21 protein-coding genes and 1 riboswitch are annotated in these 21,014 nt (G+C 55.3%); of the genes, 11 read left to right on the top strand and 10 right to left on the bottom strand.

The window, feature by feature from the left end:
- Positions 1–418: 418 nt before the first annotated feature.
- Both HFD95_RS07895 and HFD95_RS07890 read right to left on the bottom strand, forming a co-directional pair.
- A complete protein-coding gene (locus tag HFD95_RS07895) occupies positions 419–808 on the bottom strand; it encodes a DUF1090 domain-containing protein (RefSeq protein ID WP_010247098.1) in 390 nt (129 codons plus the stop codon).
- Between the two features lie 122 nt (positions 809–930).
- Positions 931–1,701 carry a MerR family transcriptional regulator gene (locus HFD95_RS07890; protein WP_022624330.1) on the bottom strand — a complete coding sequence of 257 codons (771 nt, stop codon included), beginning with the start codon at positions 1,699–1,701 and terminating at the stop codon, positions 931–933.
- Positions 1,702–2,062: 361 nt separating this feature from the next.
- Here HFD95_RS07890 and HFD95_RS07885 point away from each other — a divergent pair, with 361 nt between their 5' ends.
- Complete coding sequence (locus HFD95_RS07885; RefSeq protein WP_010247102.1) at positions 2,063–2,458, top strand: hypothetical protein; 396 nt, start codon at positions 2,063–2,065, stop codon at positions 2,456–2,458.
- Positions 2,459–2,503: 45 nt separating this feature from the next.
- On the opposite strand, the gene HFD95_RS07880 is transcribed toward HFD95_RS07885, so the two are convergent.
- Together HFD95_RS07880 and HFD95_RS07875 are read right to left on the bottom strand one after the other, a co-directional pair.
- Positions 2,504–2,977: a nuclear transport factor 2 family protein gene (locus tag HFD95_RS07880; protein ID WP_010247104.1), complete on the bottom strand. Its 474-nt coding sequence runs from the start codon at positions 2,975–2,977 to the stop codon at positions 2,504–2,506.
- A 55-nt stretch (positions 2,978–3,032) separates the two neighbouring features.
- Positions 3,033–3,467, bottom strand: a complete 435-nt coding sequence (locus HFD95_RS07875; RefSeq protein WP_010247107.1) for a 6,7-dimethyl-8-ribityllumazine synthase — start codon at positions 3,465–3,467, stop codon at positions 3,033–3,035.
- Between the two features lie 389 nt (positions 3,468–3,856).
- On the opposite strand from HFD95_RS07875, the gene HFD95_RS07870 reads away from it, so the two are divergent.
- Complete coding sequence (locus tag HFD95_RS07870; RefSeq protein WP_010247108.1) at positions 3,857–4,564, top strand: phage antirepressor KilAC domain-containing protein; 708 nt, start codon at positions 3,857–3,859, stop codon at positions 4,562–4,564.
- A gap of 132 nt (positions 4,565–4,696) precedes the next feature.
- Here HFD95_RS07870 and HFD95_RS07865 read toward each other — a convergent pair whose 3' ends face one another.
- Positions 4,697–5,494: a MetQ/NlpA family ABC transporter substrate-binding protein gene (locus HFD95_RS07865; protein ID WP_167430070.1), complete on the bottom strand. Its 798-nt coding sequence runs from the start codon at positions 5,492–5,494 to the stop codon at positions 4,697–4,699.
- A 284-nt stretch (positions 5,495–5,778) separates the two neighbouring features.
- Between HFD95_RS07865 and HFD95_RS07860 the strand changes: the two genes are divergently transcribed.
- Together HFD95_RS07860 and HFD95_RS07855 are read left to right on the top strand one after the other, a co-directional pair.
- Positions 5,779–6,162, top strand: coding sequence for a cupin domain-containing protein (locus HFD95_RS07860; RefSeq protein WP_010247112.1), 384 nt, complete (start codon positions 5,779–5,781; stop codon positions 6,160–6,162).
- A 151-nt stretch (positions 6,163–6,313) separates the two neighbouring features.
- Positions 6,314–6,895 carry a DJ-1/PfpI family protein gene (locus HFD95_RS07855; protein ID WP_167430069.1) on the top strand — a complete coding sequence of 194 codons (582 nt, stop codon included), beginning with the start codon at positions 6,314–6,316 and terminating at the stop codon, positions 6,893–6,895.
- Positions 6,896–6,965: 70 nt separating this feature from the next.
- Here HFD95_RS07855 and HFD95_RS07850 read toward each other — a convergent pair whose 3' ends face one another.
- Both HFD95_RS07850 and HFD95_RS07845 read right to left on the bottom strand, forming a co-directional pair.
- On the bottom strand, positions 6,966–7,652 hold the full coding sequence (locus HFD95_RS07850; RefSeq protein WP_167430068.1) for a molybdate ABC transporter substrate-binding protein: 687 nt from the start codon (positions 7,650–7,652) through the stop codon (positions 6,966–6,968).
- Positions 7,652–8,701: an ABC transporter substrate-binding protein gene (locus HFD95_RS07845; RefSeq protein WP_167430067.1), complete on the bottom strand. Its 1,050-nt coding sequence runs from the start codon at positions 8,699–8,701 to the stop codon at positions 7,652–7,654. Before HFD95_RS07845 ends, HFD95_RS07850 begins: the two co-directional genes overlap by 1 nt.
- 288 nt (positions 8,702–8,989) lie before the next feature.
- Positions 8,990–9,088: riboswitch (guanidine-I (ykkC/yxkD leader) on the top strand.
- A 60-nt stretch (positions 9,089–9,148) separates the two neighbouring features.
- Between HFD95_RS07845 and HFD95_RS07840 the strand changes: the two genes are divergently transcribed.
- The 6 genes from HFD95_RS07840 (at position 9,149) to uca (ending at position 16,973) form a co-directional block, all read left to right on the top strand.
- Entirely contained in the window at positions 9,149–10,204 is a 1,056-nt protein-coding gene (locus HFD95_RS07840) for a putative urea ABC transporter substrate-binding protein (protein ID WP_167430066.1), read from the top strand.
- A 24-nt stretch (positions 10,205–10,228) separates the two neighbouring features.
- Positions 10,229–11,044 (top strand): ABC transporter permease, encoded by an 816-nt coding sequence (locus HFD95_RS07835; RefSeq protein ID WP_010247123.1) that lies wholly within the window; start codon positions 10,229–10,231, stop codon positions 11,042–11,044.
- Positions 11,041–11,826, top strand: a complete 786-nt coding sequence (locus HFD95_RS07830) for an ABC transporter ATP-binding protein (RefSeq protein ID WP_167430065.1) — start codon at positions 11,041–11,043, stop codon at positions 11,824–11,826. Before HFD95_RS07835 ends, HFD95_RS07830 begins: the two co-directional genes overlap by 4 nt.
- Positions 11,823–12,551 carry an urea amidolyase associated protein UAAP1 gene (locus HFD95_RS07825; protein ID WP_167430064.1) on the top strand — a complete coding sequence of 243 codons (729 nt, stop codon included), beginning with the start codon at positions 11,823–11,825 and terminating at the stop codon, positions 12,549–12,551. The genes HFD95_RS07830 and HFD95_RS07825 overlap by 4 nt, the downstream gene beginning before the upstream one ends.
- A 10-nt stretch (positions 12,552–12,561) precedes the next feature.
- A complete protein-coding gene (locus HFD95_RS07820) occupies positions 12,562–13,197 on the top strand; it encodes an urea amidolyase associated protein UAAP2 (RefSeq protein ID WP_010670353.1) in 636 nt (211 codons plus the stop codon).
- Positions 13,198–13,361: 164 nt separating this feature from the next.
- Complete coding sequence (uca, locus tag HFD95_RS07815) at positions 13,362–16,973, top strand: urea carboxylase (protein ID WP_167430063.1); 3,612 nt, start codon at positions 13,362–13,364, stop codon at positions 16,971–16,973.
- Positions 16,974–17,071: 98 nt separating this feature from the next.
- On the opposite strand, the gene HFD95_RS07810 is transcribed toward uca, so the two are convergent.
- Complete coding sequence (locus HFD95_RS07810; protein ID WP_033760408.1) at positions 17,072–17,980, bottom strand: LysR substrate-binding domain-containing protein; 909 nt, start codon at positions 17,978–17,980, stop codon at positions 17,072–17,074.
- A 99-nt stretch (positions 17,981–18,079) separates the two neighbouring features.
- Between HFD95_RS07810 and HFD95_RS07805 the strand changes: the two genes are divergently transcribed.
- On the top strand, positions 18,080–18,853 hold the full coding sequence (locus HFD95_RS07805; RefSeq protein ID WP_033780229.1) for a 2OG-Fe(II) oxygenase family protein: 774 nt from the start codon (positions 18,080–18,082) through the stop codon (positions 18,851–18,853).
- Positions 18,854–18,855: 2 nt separating this feature from the next.
- Here the strand turns inward: HFD95_RS07805 and HFD95_RS07800 are convergent, their stop codons facing one another.
- Together HFD95_RS07800 and HFD95_RS07795 are read right to left on the bottom strand one after the other, a co-directional pair.
- A complete protein-coding gene (locus HFD95_RS07800; protein ID WP_167430150.1) occupies positions 18,856–19,929 on the bottom strand; it encodes a DUF2817 domain-containing protein in 1,074 nt (357 codons plus the stop codon).
- Positions 19,930–19,966: 37 nt separating this feature from the next.
- A complete protein-coding gene (locus HFD95_RS07795; protein ID WP_045140108.1) occupies positions 19,967–20,737 on the bottom strand; it encodes an ABC transporter substrate-binding protein in 771 nt (256 codons plus the stop codon).
- Between the last annotated feature and the right edge of the window lie 277 nt (positions 20,738–21,014).

The raw sequence follows: 21,014 nt of genomic DNA, 5'->3' as shown, positions 1-21,014 counted from the left end.
GAGAGCGCATTGCATTGCGCCGACATAATCTAACACTACTGAAACAAATAAGATGTGGCATCAGCCATGACACAACGCAGTAATGCCCTGTTTTGGGGCAGGGTAAGTGAATAGATTAGTATTGCTGGCCCCTTACAGACGAATAAAGATGCGCGTGGAGTGCGTAATTTCTGCATAGGACAGGAAATATCGCTATCTTTCAAATCTTTGAGGGCGTTCAAAAAGTTAAATAATTGATCGTAACCATGTTGACTTTACTGCACCAATTAAGTGCATGAGAATAAGTAATCAAAGGATTACATAAAGTAATGGATTGGACGTTAATAGCGCAGGCTAATCAGGTATTTAGAAAGGAGAGAGGGTCAGGGCTGGGGAAGGGAGAATAACGGGCCAGCGCAGTGGCTGGCCAGAATGAGTTTTACTGATGCAGAGCCTGCTCGGCTTCTTTCAGTTCCTGGCGAGCGTCAGCCAGTTTATCTTCGCGCTTCTGGATCTTGCTGGCGCTGCGGCCTTCTGCTTTCGCTTTAGCCAGTTCCTGTTCGCGTTCCTGTACCTTCAACTTTTTCTCTGCCACTTTTTCCTGACGCTGCTTTAGCAGACTGCTTTCGGTACAGTTCTGATTTACTTCGCTAAGCGCTTTTTCAAGGCCGGCAACCTGATGGGTATTATTGTGCTGGCGGGCAAAAGAGAGCTGGGTCTCAATCTCCTGCTTTTTGGCTGCACAACCGGTCAGGCCAGAGGCCGCGTGAGCAGCAGTAAAAGTGAGTGGTAACAGGAGAAGGCTGAAGGTCAGTAAGGTCTTTTTCATCTTAGTCTCGTCAATGAGTCAGGGTTGTGGCACCAGTATACGGAACCACCTTAAGAGATTCTTAACGAAAAAAATTATTTACTGGCGCGGAAAAACAGGGGTAAAGAAGGTGCTGCCTGCTGTCAGGCAGCGCTGGAGGCGTTGGATTGGGCAAATTGCAGGTTACAATCAGGTCCACTGAGCATTACCGGATGGCCATCCAGACTCTGCTGTTCAAAATAGTCCTGCATCTGCTGGCTGATGCCGGCACCACACCACATCACATGATGCTGATGAAGGTCGGTTTTAACGGCTGGCAGCCCGGTTGCACGCGAGTCAACCTCGACATTAAAGCCCATCGCAGTAAGACGAATGGCTTCAAGCCAGATTTCGGTTTTATCAAGTACGCTCACCGCTTCCAGAAACAGAGGAATAGAAGATTCGTTGCGCGCTGAGGCGCGCATGACTTTATCCGCCTGCTGCTGCACGGTTTGCTCAAAACGGTTGAGGCGACGTGACGCTCCCCGACGGAGATCGGCGTAAAGCCAGGCGCTCAGCGGCCGCAGCAGATTAATGACGAAATCATCACCGCTATAATGGCTGGACATCGTGTGCATCTGGCGTGAAAGCGACAGCGGTGTGCCAAATTCCAGTTGCCAGAGCAGGTCGCCTTTGCGCGCCGCCCAGCCATAGGTGGTGACCGTCGAAGCAGCCTGCTGACCTTGCCAGATTTCGTCGAGCGTCGCGCCAGTCGCTGTTAAGCCAACCAGGGTCTGGATTTCACTGAGGTGATGATCACTCCAGCGTTCCTGATACTGCTGCGGCGTCAGTAATCCCTGCTTCATCCAGCTCTTCAGGTTAGCGGGATGGGTGCCGGTTATGGCGCAAACAGTATCGGTGGTATAAGAATGCATATCGTGCCCTCTGTAGAGGGGAAGGCCGCCGGGATTAACCGGGGATGAACCACCACTATGAACCTTATAACAGTCAATTAATAGAGGCAGAGTTAAGGCAAATCGGCGCTATGTGCCTGTGACGCTACGCTTATTCGTTGTTATTCTCCGATTAAATTTATGCTGATCAGCAGGTTAAAAGCGCTGCGATCAGGCAATAAAAATACTGTGTATTTATTCAGTAAATATTCTTTACGCAAATATACCGGGAAATCGGTACTTTTAAGCCTATTTTAAGAGCATGCCGACTCTTATCCCCCTTACATCCTCCCGCTAAATTGCTAAAATAGCGGGTTCTGATGATCAGGAGAAAGAGTGCCCAATGCGTTATCGTTTTAGTCTCGCCGTTGTAACGGTTGCTGCTGTACTGACTGGCTGTGCAAAACATGCCGCCAGCGATGCGCCAGATGAATTTGCTGCTGGCCCGACGCAGATTGATGTCTCACACATCAAGACCCGCGCAGATGATGGCTCCAGTGTATTCCTGACTGTAGATGGTAAAGACGCCGGCAGATTACCTAACGGCGAAAGCATGCTGCTGCATGTTCCGGCCGGAAAACACCAGGTCGGTGGCTATGTCCCCACTCTGTTTGGTATGGGTCGGGTGACCATTGCACCGGTAGAAGTGACCACGTCACCGGAAGATGTTAAAAAAGTGGCTTATACGGTCACACGCAACAAAGCGACCTTTGTTGAGAACAAGGACGAGCAGGGCTGAGTGGATGACGGCGGAGAGCTGCGCTCTCCGCTGGAAGGGCAGGCGCTATAAGCCCAGTTCGCTCAGTGAAGGATGGTCGTCAGGGCGTCGGCCCTGCGGCCAGTGAAACAGCCGCTGTTCTTCACTGATTTTCAGATCGTTGATGCTGGCATAACGCTGCTGCATTAAACCCTGCTCATCAAAGGCCCAGTTCTCGTTGCCATATGAGCGATACCACTGCCGTTGCTCGTCATGCCATTCATAGGCGAACCGCACCGCAATCCGGTTCTGGTCAAAACTCCACAACTCTTTAATCAGCCGATACTGCTGCTCCCGCTGCCATTTTTGCTGCAGGAAGGCGATGATTTCTGCCCGGCCGGTCAGAAAGGTATCGCGATTGCGCCATTTACTGTCCGCTGAATAGGCCAGAGCGACTCGCTCCGCATCCCGGCTGTTCCAGCCATCCTCAGCCAGCCGGACTTTTTCAATCGCCTGTGCAGCCAGGGTAAATGGCGGTAGAGGCGGACGTGTATTTTCCAACTTTCTCTCCTTAACAGCGCAGGCAAACGCATTGTCAGCATTCGTTACAATCGTATCAGAGTTCCAGGGCGTGAATCTGGCAGACGGCACGCGCCGCTTCCTGACCTTTTTTCACGAAATGCTGAGTATAGAAGTCGATAAACTCGGCCGATGGCTGGAAATTATGCGGCGTGAGTGACACCGAGAAGACGGGCACATTGGTTGCCAGCTGTGCCTGCATCAGACCACTTACCACAGCCTGCGCGACGAAATCATGGCGATAGATGCCGCCATCCACCACCAGTGCTGCACAGACAATCGCATCGTAGTTGCCGGTCTGCGCCAGGCGTTGCGCCAGCAGCGGCATTTCAAAAGCGCCCGGAACATCCCATGTTTTAATCTCGTATGAGGTACCGCGGCTTTCCAGTTCCTGTTCGAATCCTGTCAGAACCTGAGAAACGATTTCGCTGTGCCAGTTAGCTTTAATAAAGGCGACTTTCAACGGCTGCATGACTTACTCCAGTAAAAGGTGACATCCAGTGGTAACGGGCCAGATTGCGCCCCTGCACCCCGAATCAAAATAGTGAGCCCGGCAGGCCAGTAACCTGCTGACAGCCTTCACTATACTGTAATGTAAAGAGTCTGTGTCCATCATTGTGATTATATGTAAATAACTGAGCGATGGATTACCCGCTTATGCTGCCGCAAAAGCCCGCAACGCCTCCTGCAAGGCACTCAACACACACGCTTCAGCCCGCCAAACCGCCTCACACCCTGTTGTTTGCGTAACAGCTTCCAGTTACGTTATTGCTTAAATAAAATACTGGATATTTGAACAGGTGTTTGTATAATTAATCGACTGCCCGCCGGGTATTGGTAGCGTTAGCTAGGGGTGAACCCATGATGATTTCAACTGAAAGCCTCAAATCTCTGGAACAATCGGTCACAATGAGCAGTCGTGAACTGGCTCAGATGACCGGTATTACACACGGAGAAGTGAAGCGGTTAATCAAAAGTCTGGAGACGGCTCAGCGTCTCTCCCAGCCGCTCAGCGTGAATGAGTATGAGCGGGAAGGGGAAGTGCGTCAGGAGTACCGTCTGTGCAAGCGTGACTCGCTGCTGGCCGTGGCACGCCTGTCGCCAGGCTTCACTGCAGAAGTGCTGGATCGCTGGCAGGACCGCGAGAAGACGACCCATCTGCCTGACTTTACCAATCCGGCTGAAGCCGCTCGCGCCTGGGCTGAGCAGTTTGAACAGCGTCAGGCGGCGGAGCAGCAGCTGGCTCTCTCGGCACCCAAGGCGGCGTTCTTTGATAACTTCGTTGAGGTTGATGACTCGCTGGGCTTTCGGCAGCTCTGCAAAATGCTGAAAGTGAAAGAACCGGAGTTTCGCCAGTTTCTGCTGGAGCGCAACATCATGTATCGCGCAAAAGGCACCCTGACGCCGCAGCACTACCATATGCAGGCCGGCTACTTTACGCTGCATACCGGCACGGGCGAAAATCAGCACGCTTTCTCTCAGGCACGTTTTACGTCTAAAGGGGTGAAATGGGTCGCCAGTCTGTGGGCAGGGCACCTCTCTGCTCAGCCAAAAGGCGCAGCTGCGTAACCGTTCCTGTGATCTTGCGGGCTGGCGCGGATTTATAAGTGCTGGCAGATGTGCCTGTAAAAGTGCAGATATAAAAAAGGCCGCAACAGAGTGCGGCCTTTTTTGATCGTTAATGATCGATTATCGGGCAACTCACCAGCCTTTAATCGCATCACCCTTGTAAACTTCTTCGGCTTTGGCCGCCACCTCCGGTGACTGCAGCGCTGACTTCAGCTTCTGAATTTTATCGCTGTCTTTATTATCTTCACGTGATACCAGCGCATTGACGTAAGGCGATGAGGCACTTTCCATAAATAAGCCATCGCGGTGCGCTGATAATCCAGCCTGAGCCGAGAAATTAGTATTAATGATCGACAGGGTCACGTTGGGATCGTCTAAGGTGCGGGTCAGCTGTGGGGTGTCCACTTCAACCAGCTTCAGATTTTTTGGATTTTCGATGATATCCAGTGAGGTCGGTAAATAACCCACATCCGGTTGAAGTTTAATCAAACCCTGCGCCTGCAGCAGCAGCAGGCTGCGTCCCAGCGTGGTGGCTTCGTTAGAGATGGTGATAGTGGCACCATTCTGCAGCTCACTGATGTTCTTGATTTTGTGCGAATAGGCAGCAATCGGGAAGACGAACGTTTTACCCACTACCGCAAACTTATAGCCGCGCTCTTTAGACTGTGATTCCAGATAAGGCAGGCTCTGGAAAGCGTTAGCATCAACTTCTTTGTTATTCAGCGCTTCATTTGGCAGCACATAGTCATTGAAGTTAAGCACTTCGACATCCAGCTTGTATTTATCTTTCGCCACCTGCTTTACCACCTGCCAGATTGCTTCATCAGGCCCGGTATTAATCGCAACTTTAACTTTGTTGTCGTCATCTTTTGAGCAGGCGGATAATAGTAGAACAGAACTGGCGAGTAATGCCGTAAACAGACCTTTCATTATCAGAAATCCCTCAGGTGGTTGATGGCTTCAAAGATAATACAGAACTCACAGGTTGCGTACTGACTGAGGAATATATCTTATAACCACAACGCGAATATTGAACATTAATTAATCAGCAATTCAGCCAGTCCGCTAATGGCCGGTTTTCATCCCTCTGTTCGCTGGCGGAAAATTCCTGTTAACAGGCTTATTAAAACGCAGGCGGGCATCAACACAGTTTTCTTCTAAGCTTAATTATCGGTCACTACTGGCATTCTATTGATTATTAACAGGGATTAACCATGTCGAAGCAAGATAACGGGATTAACGCGGTTGAAGTAATGCGCAGCAGCCAGGCCTGGAACGGTGACGTTCTCGAGGCCTATCCCACCGGCGAACCTGAGCTGACCGTTATGCGGCTCTCGCTACCTGCCCATACGTCATTGCCCTGGCATACCCATCCAATGCCGAATGCGGCGTTTATTCTTTCCGGCACCCTGATTGTTGAGGATAAAGAGAGCGGCGAACAGCGCACCTTCCATGCGGGTGAAGCCCTCAATGAGACGGTCAACAGTGCGCATCGCGGTTACACACTGGATGAGCCAGCCGAACTGGTGATTACCTATGCCGGTGTAAAGGGGCAGGAACTGACCGAGCCACTGCCGGGCGAGCCGGAAGAGTTTTAAGCGCACTTACTTCATGACGCATCACGGTAGTGTCGCCCGCTGCCATTTAAAAACCCTGCTCAGACTTGATTCGGATCAGTAAAGGGTGCGCCTGCACAGACCAGGATTAAACGCTCTCTGCTTCATCCACACCAATTAAAAAGGAATTTTCATGGATAAGAATGTTGCTCTGCTGCTTGCCCCAGGCTTTGAAGAAGCTGAGGCTATTATCACTCTCGACATCCTCTCACGCCTGGGCGTTCAGGTTACAACCCTGGCCTGTCAGCCCTATCGCGAAGTGAACAGTTATCATCATGTGAAGGTTGTCGCCGATGAGCTGCTGGAGGCGAATCGGGAGCGATTATTTGATGCGGTGATTGTGCCGGGTGGTCCTGACGGCAGCAAAAATCTGGCGGCAAATGCGGCAGTGATAGATTTTATTCGCCGCCATGATGAGGCGGGCCGCCTGGTCTGCCCAATCTGCTCCGCAGCGGCCAGAGTGCTGGCGCCACAGGGTCTTTTAAGGGGGCGTCGCTATGTCAGTTCTGGGACGTCATCAGAAGGTGTCACCGATGGCGTTTACGTTAATGCCTCGGTAGTGAAAGATGGCAATCTGCTGAGTGGACAGGATCTGGGCGCGGCGTTTGATTTCGCCTTCGCGATCGCTTTTGTCCTGACTGGCGAGGCTGATAGTGCTACCGAGCAGGCTGAACATATCAGTCATAAGCTTAAGGTGGATTTCGCTAAGCTTTAATGAGCGGTGTTTCGCGCCCTTAAAGCGAGATGCTGGCAGGGCGCAAAGTCATCCGCGACAGAAAAGGCATTTACTCCCCGCCAAACCCCGCTTCCCGCAGTACCTTTTTTGCCTGCTCCGATTCTAAAAAATCCGCCAGCCGACGCGCCTCTGGCGTAATGACTGCACAGGCGTAGCGCGCAACAGGATTGAAAACCGCAGGAATATCAACGACTGTCAGCCCGGCAATCTGACTCAGGGCCGCCCGATAGCTGGCATAACCGATAAACAGATCCGCCTGATCCTCCAGGATAATCCATTCTGCCGCCAGCCTGCCTGCGGGAATGGGTGCAGAGTCACGCCCACCCACCAGTGCCTTTGCACGCTGGCGCACCGCTTCACCGGCTTTGCCCATCCGGGTGAAAAGGGCCTGCGCATAGTCGCCAGAGGGATCGGCTGTGGGTGTAGAGGTTGCGATCCGCAGTGTGTCGCGGGTGAGTAGCTGATACCAGTCGTCTCCCACCTGTAGCCGATCGCTGCGAACCGTGATGCAGAGTTTATTAGTCGTGAACGGTATGACTGCCAGCGCTCGCCCAGCGTTCAGCAATCTTTGCGGATGCTCCTCACTGGCTGAAGCAAAGAGATCGCAGGGCTCACCGGCTTCAATCCGTTCGCGAAGCAGACCGGCGGGGCCAAACCGGGTTTCAACTGGCTCAGGAAAGTACGCCATCAGCGCGGGCCAGACCGCTTTCAGGCTGCCCGCCGCCAGTACGCGCATCACTCTGTTCCCTGATAAGCGGTGCGATAGAAGCGCTGATACCACTTATTGGCCAGCTTATTCATGTCCACATCCTGAAATTTCTGCGGATAGAGTTTTTTCGCCATCCACAATTCGCCAATCCCCATCGCTTCCGGCATTGGATAACCCCATGCTTTGGCGTAGTCCGGCATCAGCCAGACGCGATGATTTTTTACCGCGTCGATAGCCTGCCACTGTGGTGAACTATTGATTTCATTCACGACTGAGGGATAACGGTCCTGCACAAAAATCACCTGTGGATCCCAGGCGACGACCTGCTCCATCGACACGGTTTTAAATCCCTTTACGGTCGCTGCGGCGACATTGACCGCGCCCGCATGCAGCATCATCAGGCCGGTATATTTCCCTGAACCGTAGGTGGTCAGTTCCGGGTTCGCCATATAGGCGCGAATGCGTTTTTCCGCCGGAACATCTTTCAGGCGATCGCTGACGATTTTGCGGCCCTCATCGGTGGCCGTAATCAGCGCTTTTGCTTCTGCCGGTTTATTGATGATCTCGCCGATAAGCGTAATCCCTTCACGCAATCCTTTGTCATAGGCCATTTCCTCATCGCGGATAGACGGGTTCATTTTTGCCTTTTCACCCGGCTCGTCATGACGCAGTGAGATAGCCACCACCGGAATGCCCAGCGCGGTAATGCTGTCGATCATCTCATGCGGCGCATAGTTGGTCACAAACACCACCTGCGGATGCAGCGCCACCAGTTTTTCGGGATCAACATGCGTCAGATCCCCCAGTGTCGCTTTCTGGTTCAGCTCGGGAGCCAGGCGGGCATAGCTGTCGCCAAGCTGCTGCTTCCAGTTCGCCATCACACCGACGATTTTATCGGTCGCGTTCATCTGCACCAGCAGGTTCAGCGTCTGATGCTGAAGCACCACAATACGATCAACACGGTCAGGAATCGTGACCTGGCGGCCAGTCTGATCGGTTATCTGGCGCGATGCCTGGGAAAAGAGCGGAAGGAGTATCAGTAAACCGAGTGTGCATGCCTGCCAGAAGCGCTTCATTAACTATCCTCAAAATACGTTATGCATTGGATTATATAGCGATAAGTGATGGGCGTCACGGTCCGGGTCTGCATTCCGGCATAGATGTGAGTACAAAAAGAGACTGAGCGCGGGTTCTGATAACTCTTGCCTGCCCGGCACTGATAATGTGCAACGCCCGTTACTGACTCACCATCCCGGTGCCTTCTGGATTATGCTCTCTCTATTTCTCTGATTTTACTTAAGTTAATTTCTGGCACGCCATTTGCTGAAGTCTGAACAGTAAGCAGCGTTCGACACAATTGATAGCAAATAGCTGGCTAGGGTTCCGGTTCACGCAGGTGAATGTCTGGTCCGAGAGCTGGCGACCTCTGCGAGGTTACACGGCGGGACAAAAGCCCGGGAGACAGCGGCACCAAATGGTGTCTTGCGCTGCTCCCGTTTTTTTGTGCCAACCAGAGGTCAACCATGAAGAAATCACCCCTCCTGACGCTTATTCTGTCGCTGACGCTGCTGGTCAGCGCGCCATCTTTCGCCGCGGTCAAAAAAGAGTTCAATATCTGCTGGACCATCTATGCGGGCTGGATGCCGTGGGGCACCATCAGCAACGAGAAAATCATCGATAAATGGGCCAGCAAATACGGCATCAAAATTCATATCACCCAGCTCAATGACTATATCGAGTCGATCAACCAGTACACCGCGGGTCAGTTCGACGGCTGCACCATGACCAACATGGATGCGCTGACCATACCTGCGGCGGGGGGCATTGATTCCACGGCGCTGATCACCGGCAGCTTCTCCGATGGCAATGACGGTGTGGTGCTGAAAGGCGCAAATAAAAAACTTAGCGACCTGAAGGGGATGTCTGTCTATCTTCCTGCGCTGTCGGTTTCGCACTACCTGCTGGTTCGCGGTCTGGAGAAGGCCGGTTTACATGAAAAAGACGTTAAGGTCGTGAACACCTCCGATGCCGATATCGTCTCCGCCTTTGGTACCAGCGGCGTGCAGGCGGCGGTTGCCTGGAATCCACAGCTTTCAGTGATCAAGAAAACCCCGCAAACCACAGAGGTGTTCAGCTCTTCGGCCGTGCCGGGCGAACTGATTGACATGATGGTGGTGAACACCGAGACCCTGAAAGATAACCCCGCGCTGGGTAAGGCACTGACCGGGGCCTGGTTTGAGATGATGGCGAAAATGCAGGCCGGAGATGCGCAGGCGCTGAGCGCGATGGCTGCCGATTCCGGTACTGACCTCGCCGGATACAAGGCGCAGCTGAAAACCACCCACCTGTTCTGGACCCCAGCCGAAACCCAGGCATTTGTTTCTTCCCCCGATCTGGCGAAAACCATGCAACGCGTCGCCGCGTTCTCCTTTGATAAGGGATTACTGGGCGAGGGTGCACAAAGCGCTGACTTCATCGGCATGAGCTTCCCTGGCAACATCACCGTCGGTGATACAGCGAACATCAAACTGCGCTTTGACGACAGCTATCTGAAGATGGCCGCTGCGGGCAAGCTGTAATCACCGATCTCAGGAGTATTTGCCATGCGCCACATCAATCGCTATCCCCGGCAGGGAATGCGCCTGACGCTGATGCTATTACCTTTTGTGCTGCTGATCGCCGTCTGGTTTATCAGTTCGGCGGTGCGTCTTGAAGCCAACCCACACGATAAACTGCTGCCCGGACTGTCACAGATGATCGCCGCCATTGACCGGATGGCCTTCACGCCGGACAAGCGCAGCGGCGAATATCTGCTGTGGGCGGATACATGGATTAGCTTAAGCCGTCTGCTGACCGGCCTGGCGATCTCTTCACTGATTGGTCTCTGCATCGGTGTTGCTGCGGGCGTCTTCCCGATGAGTCGCGCGGCGCTGTCACCCTTTATGACCGTGGTGTCGATGATCCCACCGCTGGCGCTCCTGCCGATGCTGTTTATCGTCTTCGGGCTGGATGAGCTGTCAAAAGTGATGCTGATTGTTATCGGGATTACGCCGATGCTGGCGCGCGACCTTGAACATCGGGCGCGGGAAATCCCCGCAGAGCTGTTTATCAAAGCACAAACTCTGGGGGCGAACAGCTGGACGGTGGTGCTGCGGGTTGTGCTGCCGCAGCTCTTGTCGCGGCTGATCACCTCGCTGCGCCTGTTGCTGGGATCCGCATGGCTCTTTCTGATCTCCGCCGAAGCCATTTCCGCAACCGCCGGACTGGGCTATCGCATTTTCCTGGTTCGTCGCTATATGGCGATGGATGTGATCATTCCCTATGTCATCTGGATCACGCTGCTGGCGTGGCTGATGGATCTCGCGCTGCGTCAATTGCACAAAGCCTGTTTCCCCTGGGCGGAAGGAGGCCGGGAATGAGTTTTATCGATATCAACAATATCTGGCAGGAGTATGGCGACCACGTGGTGCTGGAACGCATCAATCTGCAGGTGAAAGAGGGCGAGTTCTGCTCGCTGGTGGGGGCGTCCGGCTGTGGTAAGTCGACGTTTTTACGCCTGCTGCTGGGTCAGGAAAAGCCGACACGGGGATCGATCACACTGGATGGCGAACAGCTGCGCGCGGAACCCGATCGCAGCCGTGGCGTGGTGTTTCAGCGTTATTCGGTTTTTCCCCATCTCAACGTGCTGGATAACGTCGCCATTGGCCTCGAACTTCCGGCTTCACCGTTTACTGGCCGGCTGTTTGGCACCCGAAAACGCCATGCCCGTGAGCAGGCAAAACAGATGCTGGAGAAAGTCGGGCTGGGCCATTCTCTCGATAAATATCCGGCGCAGCTTTCGGGCGGGATGCAGCAGCGGCTGGCGATTGCGCAGGCTTTTGTGATGCAGCCGCGCGTACTGCTGCTGGATGAGCCCTTCGGCGCGCTGGACCCCGGCATCCGCAAAGATATGCATGCGCTGCTGCTCCAGCTCTGGAGCGAAACCCGCATGACGGTGTTTATGGTCACTCACGACCTTGCCGAAGGCTTCAATCTTGGCACCCGGCTGCTGGTTTTCGACAAAGTGCGCATCGATCCTCAGGCCCCCAATGCCTGGGGCGCGCGTATCACTTACGACATCCCGCTTAATGAAACGCGGCTGTCGCAGCTGGCAACCCGCAACAAAAACAACATTTATCCCCTCAAGGAGACCGCTCAATGACCGCACTTTTTCATTCAGCTCCGAGCCTGCGCGAAGAGCAGCTGCCTGGCGGAGGTCACACCTCGCTGATTCTGCGCAAAGGGCAAATCCTGCGCCTGACCGACATCGAGGGCGGCGCGAACGTCAGCATGATGATGCTCAATCCCCACGAGAAAAGTGAACGCCTGAATCTGCCGGATACCCTGAAAGGCCAGCATACGGCTCGCCTGACCACCGGGCACTGTTTCTACTCCGACATGGGACGCGTACTGGCCGCGATTGTGGCGGATAGCTGCGGCTGGCACGACCCGTTTGGCGGCGTACTCAACGCGGCGGAAGCGCACGATAAGTATGGAGCCGGACGCTATCAGGAGCTGCGCAACGGCTTCTACCGCAACGGCACAGATAATCTGCTGGTTGAGATGGGCAAATGGGATCTGGGCCTGGAAGATCTGCTGATGGTCGTCAATTTTTTCAGCAAGGTCACGGTTGATGAGAAGGGCCGCTTCCGGTTCAGCGCGTGCAACAGCCGCGCCGGCGATTTCACTGAACTGTACGCACCCATGGACGTGCTGATGGTGCTGACCGCGCTGCCACATCCGCAGGATCCCGCCGCTGACTATCTCCCGCGACCGGTTCAGCTGAGCTGGTATCAGGCCGACGATATGCAGGCCGTCAGCGAAGCGATGGTCACGCGTGGTGAAAACCAGCGCGCGCTTCATAACACCCAACTTTTTGCCCTGTAAGGAGGCTGCGATGACCCTTATCAACTCTGATCGTCGTCCTGAAGATGCCGTCTATCGCCACGTGATACCGGCAGGCGAGCCGTGGCTGTTCGAAGTGAAAAAAGGGCAGACGCTGCGCTTGCTCGACCTCGAAGGGAATCAGGCAATTGATACCCTGTTCTATAACAGCGATAACCCGCGGGAACGCTACGATCCTCAGCGCACGCTGCGTCGTCAGGGAAACGTCTATCTGACCACCGGCAGCGTGCTCTATTCGAATCTCGGCAATCCGCTGCTGACTATCGTCGCCGACACCTGCGGTCGTCACGATACCCTGGGCGGAGCCTGCTCGCAGGAGAGCAACACCGTGCGCTATGCCCAGGATAAGCGCTACATGCACAGCTGTCGGGATAACTTTCTCTGCGCCTGCCTGCACGATGGCCGCCTTCACAAACGTGATATCGGTGCCAACATCAACTTTTTCATGAACGTTCCGGTCACGCCGGAAGGCGGTCTGACCTTTGAGGATGGGCTATCGGCGCCCGGCAAATACGTTGAGCTGGTAGCCGAATGCAATGTGATGGTGCTGATCTCCAACTGCCCGCAGCTGAATAACCCCTGTAACGGCTGGAACCCGACGCCCGCTGAAGTGCTGGTGTGGAACTGAGTCAGCGTTGCCATGGCGACAAGCGGGACTGAGTTTCTCAGCCTTTTGCGCCAGACCTCTCAACACACCACCGGCGCACGCCTGTTACGTGCCGGTCAGCCCCGGGGACGGCCCCAGGGAATATCGAATTTTGCGGGACGACCCGCATCCCTGAGAGTTCGCTTATGTTTGATACCTTACTGATTGCTAATCGCGGTGCTATCGCCTGTCGCATCCTGCGCACGCTGCGTGCCATGCAGGTGAAAGGGGTCGCCGTTTACTCCGAAGCCGATCTGAGCAGTTTACATATCCGCGAGGCGGATGTGGCGCTAAGCCTTGGCGAAGGCCCGGCTGCACAAACCTATCTGGTGACGGAAAAGATCATCGCCGCCGCGCAGCAGAGCGGGGCGAAAGCGATTCATCCTGGCTACGGTTTCCTTTCGGAAAACGCCGCCTTTGCTGAGGCGTGCGAGGCTGCTGGTCTGATTTTTGTCGGCCCCACACCGCAGCAGTTGCGGACCTTTGGCCTGAAGCACACGGCCCGCGCGCTGGCGGAAGCCGAAGGGGTGCCGTTGCTGGAAGGCAGTGAACTGCTGGCGGATATCAGCAAAGCCCGCCGCGCCGCAGAGAGGGTCGGCTATCCGGTAATGCTCAAAAGCACCGCGGGCGGAGGTGGCATCGGTATGCGCGTCTGTCGTGATGCGAATGCGCTGTCAGAGGCGTTTGAAACGGTCCAGCGCCTCGGCCAGAACAACTTCAGCGATGCCGGGGTATTTCTCGAAAAATATATCGAACGCGCCCGTCATCTTGAAGTGCAGATTTTCGGTGACGGCAAGGGCGAGGTAATCGCGCTGGGCGTACGCGACTGCTCGGTACAGCGGCGTAACCAGAAAGTGATCGAAGAGACGCCAGCGCCGAATCTGCCCGCAGGTATGGCGGAGGCTTTATGCGCGGCGGCTATCGCGCTGGGAAAAGCGGTGAACTATCGCAGCGCCGGAACGGTTGAGTTTGTCTATGACAGCGTGGCGCAGCAGTTCTATTTTCTTGAAGTGAATACCCGTCTGCAGGTTGAACATGGCGTCACGGAGCAGGTGTGGGGCGTTGACCTGGTGCAGTGGATGATTGAGCTGGCAGCAGGCGATCTTCCTCCGCTTCACGCGTTAGCCGCCGCGCTGAATCCTCAGGGCCATGCCGTACAGGCGCGAATTTACGCGGAAGATCCGGGGCGGCAGTTCCAGCCTTCGCCAGGGCTGTTAACCCAGGTCCTCTTTCCGGCAACCGACGGTAAAACCCTGCGTATTGACCGCTGGGTGGAAGCGGGGTGCGAAGTCCCGCCATTCTTCGACCCGATGCTGGCAAAAGTTATCACCTGGCGCCCCACTCGCGAGGAAGCCATCGCCACCCTGGCACAGGCGCTGGCGGAGACCCGTTTCTATGGCGTCGAAACCAATCGCCTCTATCTGTTGCAGATTCTGGCCTTCTCGCCCTTCACGGCTGGCGAACCCTGGACCCGCTGCCTGGAGCAGCTCGCCTATCAGGCGGCAACGGTTGAAGTGGTGAGTGCCGGAACCCAGACCAGCGTTCAGGATTATCCCGGACGTCTGGGATACTGGGCGGTGGGCGTGCCGCCGTCGGGGCCGATGGATGATCGCGCACTGCGTCTGGGCAACCGTCTGCTGGGCAATGAGGAGGGTGACGCCGCGCTGGAAATCACCCTGAATGGACCCACCCTGAAATTTAACACTGAGATTCAGGCGGTGATCTCTGGCGCGCCGCTCACTGTCACACTGGATGGCGTCGGGCAGTCAATGAATTCTGTTTTTACCATTCCGGCCGGGGCAACGCTGAAGCTGGGCGCGATAAGTGGCGCGGGCGTCAGAAGTTATCTCTGTCTGAGCGGCGGTATTCAGGTGCCGGACTATTTAGGCAGCAAAAGCACCTTCACCCTTGGTCAGTTTGGCGGACATGCCGGACGGGCACTGCGTAGCGGTGACGTGCTGCATCTCGCTCCGCGTTCTGCGAGCGCAACCGGATCGGAACTGCCCGTCGGACTGCACACAGAGCTTGCCACGGTGCGCACGCTGCGCGTCATTTATGGTCCGCACGGTGCGCCTGAGTTTTTTGCGCCGGAGTATATCGAGACGTTTTTTGCCACAGAATGGGAAGTGCATTTTAACTCCAGCCGCACCGGCGTTCGCCTGATCGGGCCAAAGCCAATCTGGACCCGCGACAGCGGCGGTGAAGCAGGGCTGCACCCCTCAAACATCCATGACAACCCGTACGCGATCGGCGCGGTCGATTTTACCGGTGATATGCCGGTGATCCTGGGGCCGGATGGCCCGAGCCTTGGCGGGTTCGTCTGCCCGGTGACGGTAATCGAGGCGGACCTCTGGCAACTGGGACAGCTCAAAGCCGGTGACAAAGTGCAGTTTGTCGCGGTGGATATTCCTACCGCCCGCCGACTGGCAGAGGGCCGACGCACCGAGCTGACCACGCTCCAGCCACAGGAAACAGACTGGCAGCCTGCGCCGCTGATTTCGCCCATCGTGATGACCTGCGGCGCAGCGGATAAACGCCTGGTGGCGCGCCTCTCTGGTGATACGCATCTGCTGCTGGAGGCTGGCGAGCCGGAACTGGATCTGGTGTTACGTTTTCGCATTCATGCGTTGATGCAGGCGCTGGAAGCGCAATCCCGCAACGGCATTATTGATATCACGCCGGGGATCCGCTCGCTGCAAATCCACTTTCAGCCGGAGACGCTGACGCCCGACGTGCTGCTGATGTGGGTGCGCGGTGAGTGGGAGAGGGTCTGCACGAGTGATGACCTTCAGGTTCCCACACGCGTGGTGCATCTGCCGCTCTCCTGGGACGATCCGGCCTGTCAGAAGGCCATCGAAAAATATATGACCACCGTGCGGCAGGATGCGCCGTGGTGCCCGAGTAATCTTGAATTTATCCGCCGGATAAACGATCTGCCGGATGAGCAGGCTGTCTGGAACACGGTCTTTGAAGCCAGCTATCTGGTGATGGGGCTGGGCGATGTCTACCTCGGCGCGCCGGTCGCCACGCCGCTGGATCCCCGTCATCGGCTGGTGACGACAAAATATAATCCGGCCCGCACCTGGACGGCGGAAAACTCGGTTGGCATCGGCGGTGCCTATCTGTGTGTGTATGGCATGGAGGGGCCAGGCGGCTATCAGTTTGTCGGCCGCACGCTGCAGATGTGGAACCGGTATCATGAAGTCGCCGATTTTGGCGGTAAACCCTGGCTGCTGCGCTTTTTCGATCAGATCCGTTTTTATCCGGTTTCAGCCAGTGAGCTGTTGCAGATTCGCCGCGATTTTCCCCTCGGTCGCTATCCGCTGCGCATTGAGCACAGCACGCTGCGGCTGGCGGAATATCAGGATTTCCTCGCCCGTGAAGCGCAGAGCATCGGTCTGTTTCGCCATCACCAGCAAGCCGCGTTCCATGCGGAACGTGATCGCTGGATCGCCAGCGGACAGGCCCATTTTGACAGTCAGGAAAGTGTGGCCGATGAAGGCGGCGACGCGCCGCTGCAGCCAGGCGAGCAGGGGGTTGAAAGCCCGGTTTCAGGCAATTTATGGCAGGTGCAGGCGACGGCGGGCAGCCGGGTGCGGGAAGGCGATATCCTGGTGGTGCTGGAGTCGATGAAGATGGAGATCCCGCTTCTGGCGCCGTGCGACGGCATTGTTCAGCAGGTCAGCGTGCAGCCAGGCAGCGCTGTACGTGCAGGGCAACGCGTGGCGGTGATTGTTGAGGATAATGCGGAAGGATGATGACACCTGATCGCCTGGTGGCGCAGTAATAATCTGACCCTGCGCCTGCTGATGGTTCCAGACTGGCGGACGCAGGCGAGTCCGATCACGGCGAAGGGCTATTCGCCGCTCGCGCCCAGTTGGCTTAACCAGCTAATCATCGCCTCACTGCCTGGCTGGCTCAGGGTGCGTTGCGGCCAGACAAGGTAATAGGGTTTGCTCAGCGGCAGGCAAAGATCATCCACTACCACCAGATCGCCCCGTGCCAGTTCCGCCGCGATAAGGCGTCGCTGCCCCAGCAGCACACCAGCACCCGCGACGGCCGCATCAATCGCCAGCGAGGTCAGATTAAAGCTGAACGCGGGCTGCGGCAGAGGTTCGTCCATGCCTTTAGCCTGAAACCAGCTTCGCCAGTCCGGCAGAAAACGGCCTTCATTACCCCAGTCGAGGTGGATCAGCGGCGCCTGGCTTAAGATCGTTTCCGGTGTAAAGCGATGTAACAGAGCAGGACTGGCCACCGGCAGCACGTCATCATGAAACAACTTCAGCTTATCTGACTGCGGGTAACGATCCTCACCAAAGCAGATCACAAAATCGGCGGGCATCGCGGTGAAATCGACCTGAGAATGCGTACCGTGTAACGAGAGATCGATATTCGGGCAATGGTCGCGCCAGCTCGCCAGCTGGGGCAACAGCCATTTGGACGCCAGCGCCGGTAATGTGTAAACCGTGAGTTTTGGCGCGCTGGCCGCATGGCGGATGTTTTGCTGACCGAGATGCAGAATATCAAACGCCTCAGTGACATAGCGCAGATACTCTTTTCCGGTTTCGGTCAGCATCACGCCGCTCTGCGTACGTAAAAAAAGGGCGCTGCCGAGTTGCTCCTCCAGCTGGCGAATCTGCTGACTGACTGCCGCCGGGGTTAAGGCCAGTTGAGCGGCCGCTTTTGCCAGGCTGCCCAGTTCGGCAGCCACTTTAAATGACTGTATGACGCTGATCTTTGGCAACCTTGGCAATTGGGCAGGCATTAACACTTCCTTATCAGGGCATTAAGTTTTTATCGTTACGCAGCGTTGCAGGCGACCGGTAGAGTAACATCACACCTGCTCATCATGAGAATTGTTGCTATGTCTGGTTCCCTTGTCCGTCTCGATCTTCATCCACTGGCCGATCATGGCTGGCGTCAACGTTGTCGTGAGCAGTTAAACCAGTCCGGCGCGCTGGTACTGCGTCAGTTTTTAAAACCACACGCTTTAGAGGCGATCATCGAAGAGGGCAATGCACAACGTCACCAGGCTTATCACACCCGCAGCATGCACAATGTCTATCTGATGAAACCTGATGACGCTTTCAGTGCTGAGCATCCGCGTAATCGGGATGTGATCAGCACCAAAGGCTGCATCACTGATGATGTTATCGCTGCCGACTCGCCGCTGCGCCAGCTTTATAATGATGAGTTGTTCAAACATTTCCTGTGCGATGTACTGGGTGAAAAAGCGCTCTATCCCTATGCTGACCCGCTTTCCTCGATCAACCTGCACTATGCATCACACGGTCAGGAGCTGGGCTGGCACTTCGACAACTCCTCATTTGCCATCACCTTACTGGTACAGAAACCGCTGGCGGGCGGCGTGTTTCAGTATGTGAAAGATCTGCGGGATGCTGATGCCGGTGAGATGAACTTTGCCGGTGTCGACGCAGTGCTGGAAGAACGCCAGACCGTTGACGCGCTGGAGATAGATGCCGGGGATCTGGTGCTGTTTCGTGGCCGTAATTCCCTGCACCGGGTGACCCCAACTGAAGGCGAGGTCACCCGGATGCTGGCCGTGCTGGCTTACAATACGCAGCCGGATATTGCGTTGTCAGAAACCGCGCGTATGACCTTTTACGGCAGACTATGACATCATGGCGTGTCTGCAAGGGCACGCCAGCCGCGCAGAAAGATTTGCTGCGTGCGGAAAGCCACCAATGCACGCCAGTCCGCATCTTCTGGCCAGAACCCCTCGACCAGTTGCTGCTTTATCACCTGGCCGCCCTCACTGGCAGGATCGCCATAGAGGTGCAGCCAGTGATCTTCACGCACCCGCTGATGCATATCCTGACCCTCGTAAGTCCCGCATTCCACCACCAGAGGCAAAATCCGGGTGTCAGCCAGCGACGTCAGCAGATAGTGCGACAGATAGCCGGTTGCCGTTGCTGTAATTCCAGTTACACTGTCACGTCCGGCACCAGTAAACAATAAGGTCAGCCACTCACCGTAAATGACTTTGCCCCAGTCATGCGCCGGATAACGCTGCTCCGCAATAGAGAGCAGCATCGGATGCCCCCATGCGCCAGCCCCGGTATGAAGGTCAAAGCTGATGATGGTTTTCGCTACAGAGAGATGCTGTTCAACGATTGCCGCCATCGTAAGGTGTGACCAGCAGGGCTTCTCACCGCCGAAAAAAAAGCCGTCAGCAAAACTATACTGTCCGGCTTCTGTGACACGTTTAACCGCCTGCCAGCCCGCGCCCTCGAGTGCGTCGGCCAGTTGCCGATCGGCACTGGCACGGTCGCCATGATAAATACCGTGCCACTGTGCATAATCCGGGTTAGCAGGAGGCGGCTGACTGAAATCGATAAAGTTACGGTTCAGATCAATATTGTCTTCGTTCACGCGCCGTAAATGCGCCGCGCCCCATGGATTGAGCAGATGAATCAGCAACAGCGCGGTATCAGCGGGCAACGCTTTTTCATCCAGGGTCTCGAGCCAGGCTATCTGGCAATCGGAACCATAATAGCCTTCAACGCCGTGAGTGCCGGAAACGACCAGCATCAGACGTGATGCGCTGGCCGGTCCTATCCGTGCCACGTCTGTATACAGAGCTTCTCCCAGAGGACCAGGCAGAGGATGCGGATAAGAGGTCGTCTCAGCACCTTTGCTCTGCGTCGCTGCCATAAAGCGCGCGCGCTGAACGTGGTAGTCGGGCAACGCCATAGTCTTCATACTCCTGCGATTCTTCACGTTGTGCGGATCAGGGATAAACATTGAATTTAAAATATTTTTTGGTGAGCTGGTCATAAGTCCCGTTTTTATGAATCTCCGCCAGTGCCGCATTAATCATCTTCAGGTTTGCCTCATCTCCTTTGCGTAGCGCGATACCCACGCCATCACCAAAAATCACTTTATCCACCAGGGTCCCTTTGATGGCGTACGGCTTGCCTTCGGCTGAGGTCAGGAATCCCTGTTCAGCAGAGACCGCATTGGCCAGGCTGCCATCAAGACGCCCGGCGACCAGATCCGGATAAACTTCCATCTGGTTAGGATAGGAGATGACTTTAACGCCCTCCGGCTCCCATTTGGTTTTGGCATAGGTTTCCTGGATGGTGCCCTGTGCCACACCGATCGTCTTACCGCGCAATGAGGCAACATCGGTCGTCAGCGTGCTGGCAGCCGGTGCCAGTAAAGCACTGGGCGTGTTGTACAACATATCGCTGAAAGCCACCTGCTGACGACGCTTATCGGTCATCGACATCGCTGACAGGATGGCATCAAATTTCTTCGCCTGAAGGGCAGGGATGCTGCTATCAAAACCCATTTGCACCCACTGGCACTTCACCTTTGCCTGAACGCAGATGGCATTGCCCAGATCAACATCAAAGCCCTGCAATGATCCATCAGCCGCCTTGAATTCAAACGGTGGGAACGTAGGGTCAACGCCAAAGCGCAGGGTCTGCTGCGCCAGTGCCGCGTGACTAACTGTTGTGAGCGAAAACAGTAATGCGAGGGATAAGCTCTTTTTCATGTTTTAATTCCCGGATGCAAATGAATTTAAGCGCGACATTCAAATTTAATAACATGCGACCTGTTTTCCTGCCAGCGAATAAACCGCAATCATCCAGATTAAAATCTTATGTTATTAAGGTACTGTGCGAATTATTTATACGGCGTTAATTTTTACTTAATACTGTGCATCAAATGACTGAGCCATACCAGGGTGTGGCGCAGGTCCGGGCCTGAAGCCGCAGGCGCTGGGGATGGGATAACAAGACAAGCCCCAGCGCCAGTTTTTAGATTATCGC

This window comes from Pantoea sp. EKM10T (genome assembly GCF_011800685.1).
In the GTDB taxonomy this organism is placed as follows: Bacteria; Pseudomonadota; Gammaproteobacteria; order Enterobacterales; family Enterobacteriaceae; genus Pantoea; species Pantoea agglomerans.
This window is presented reverse-complemented; position numbering and strand designations above follow the sequence as displayed.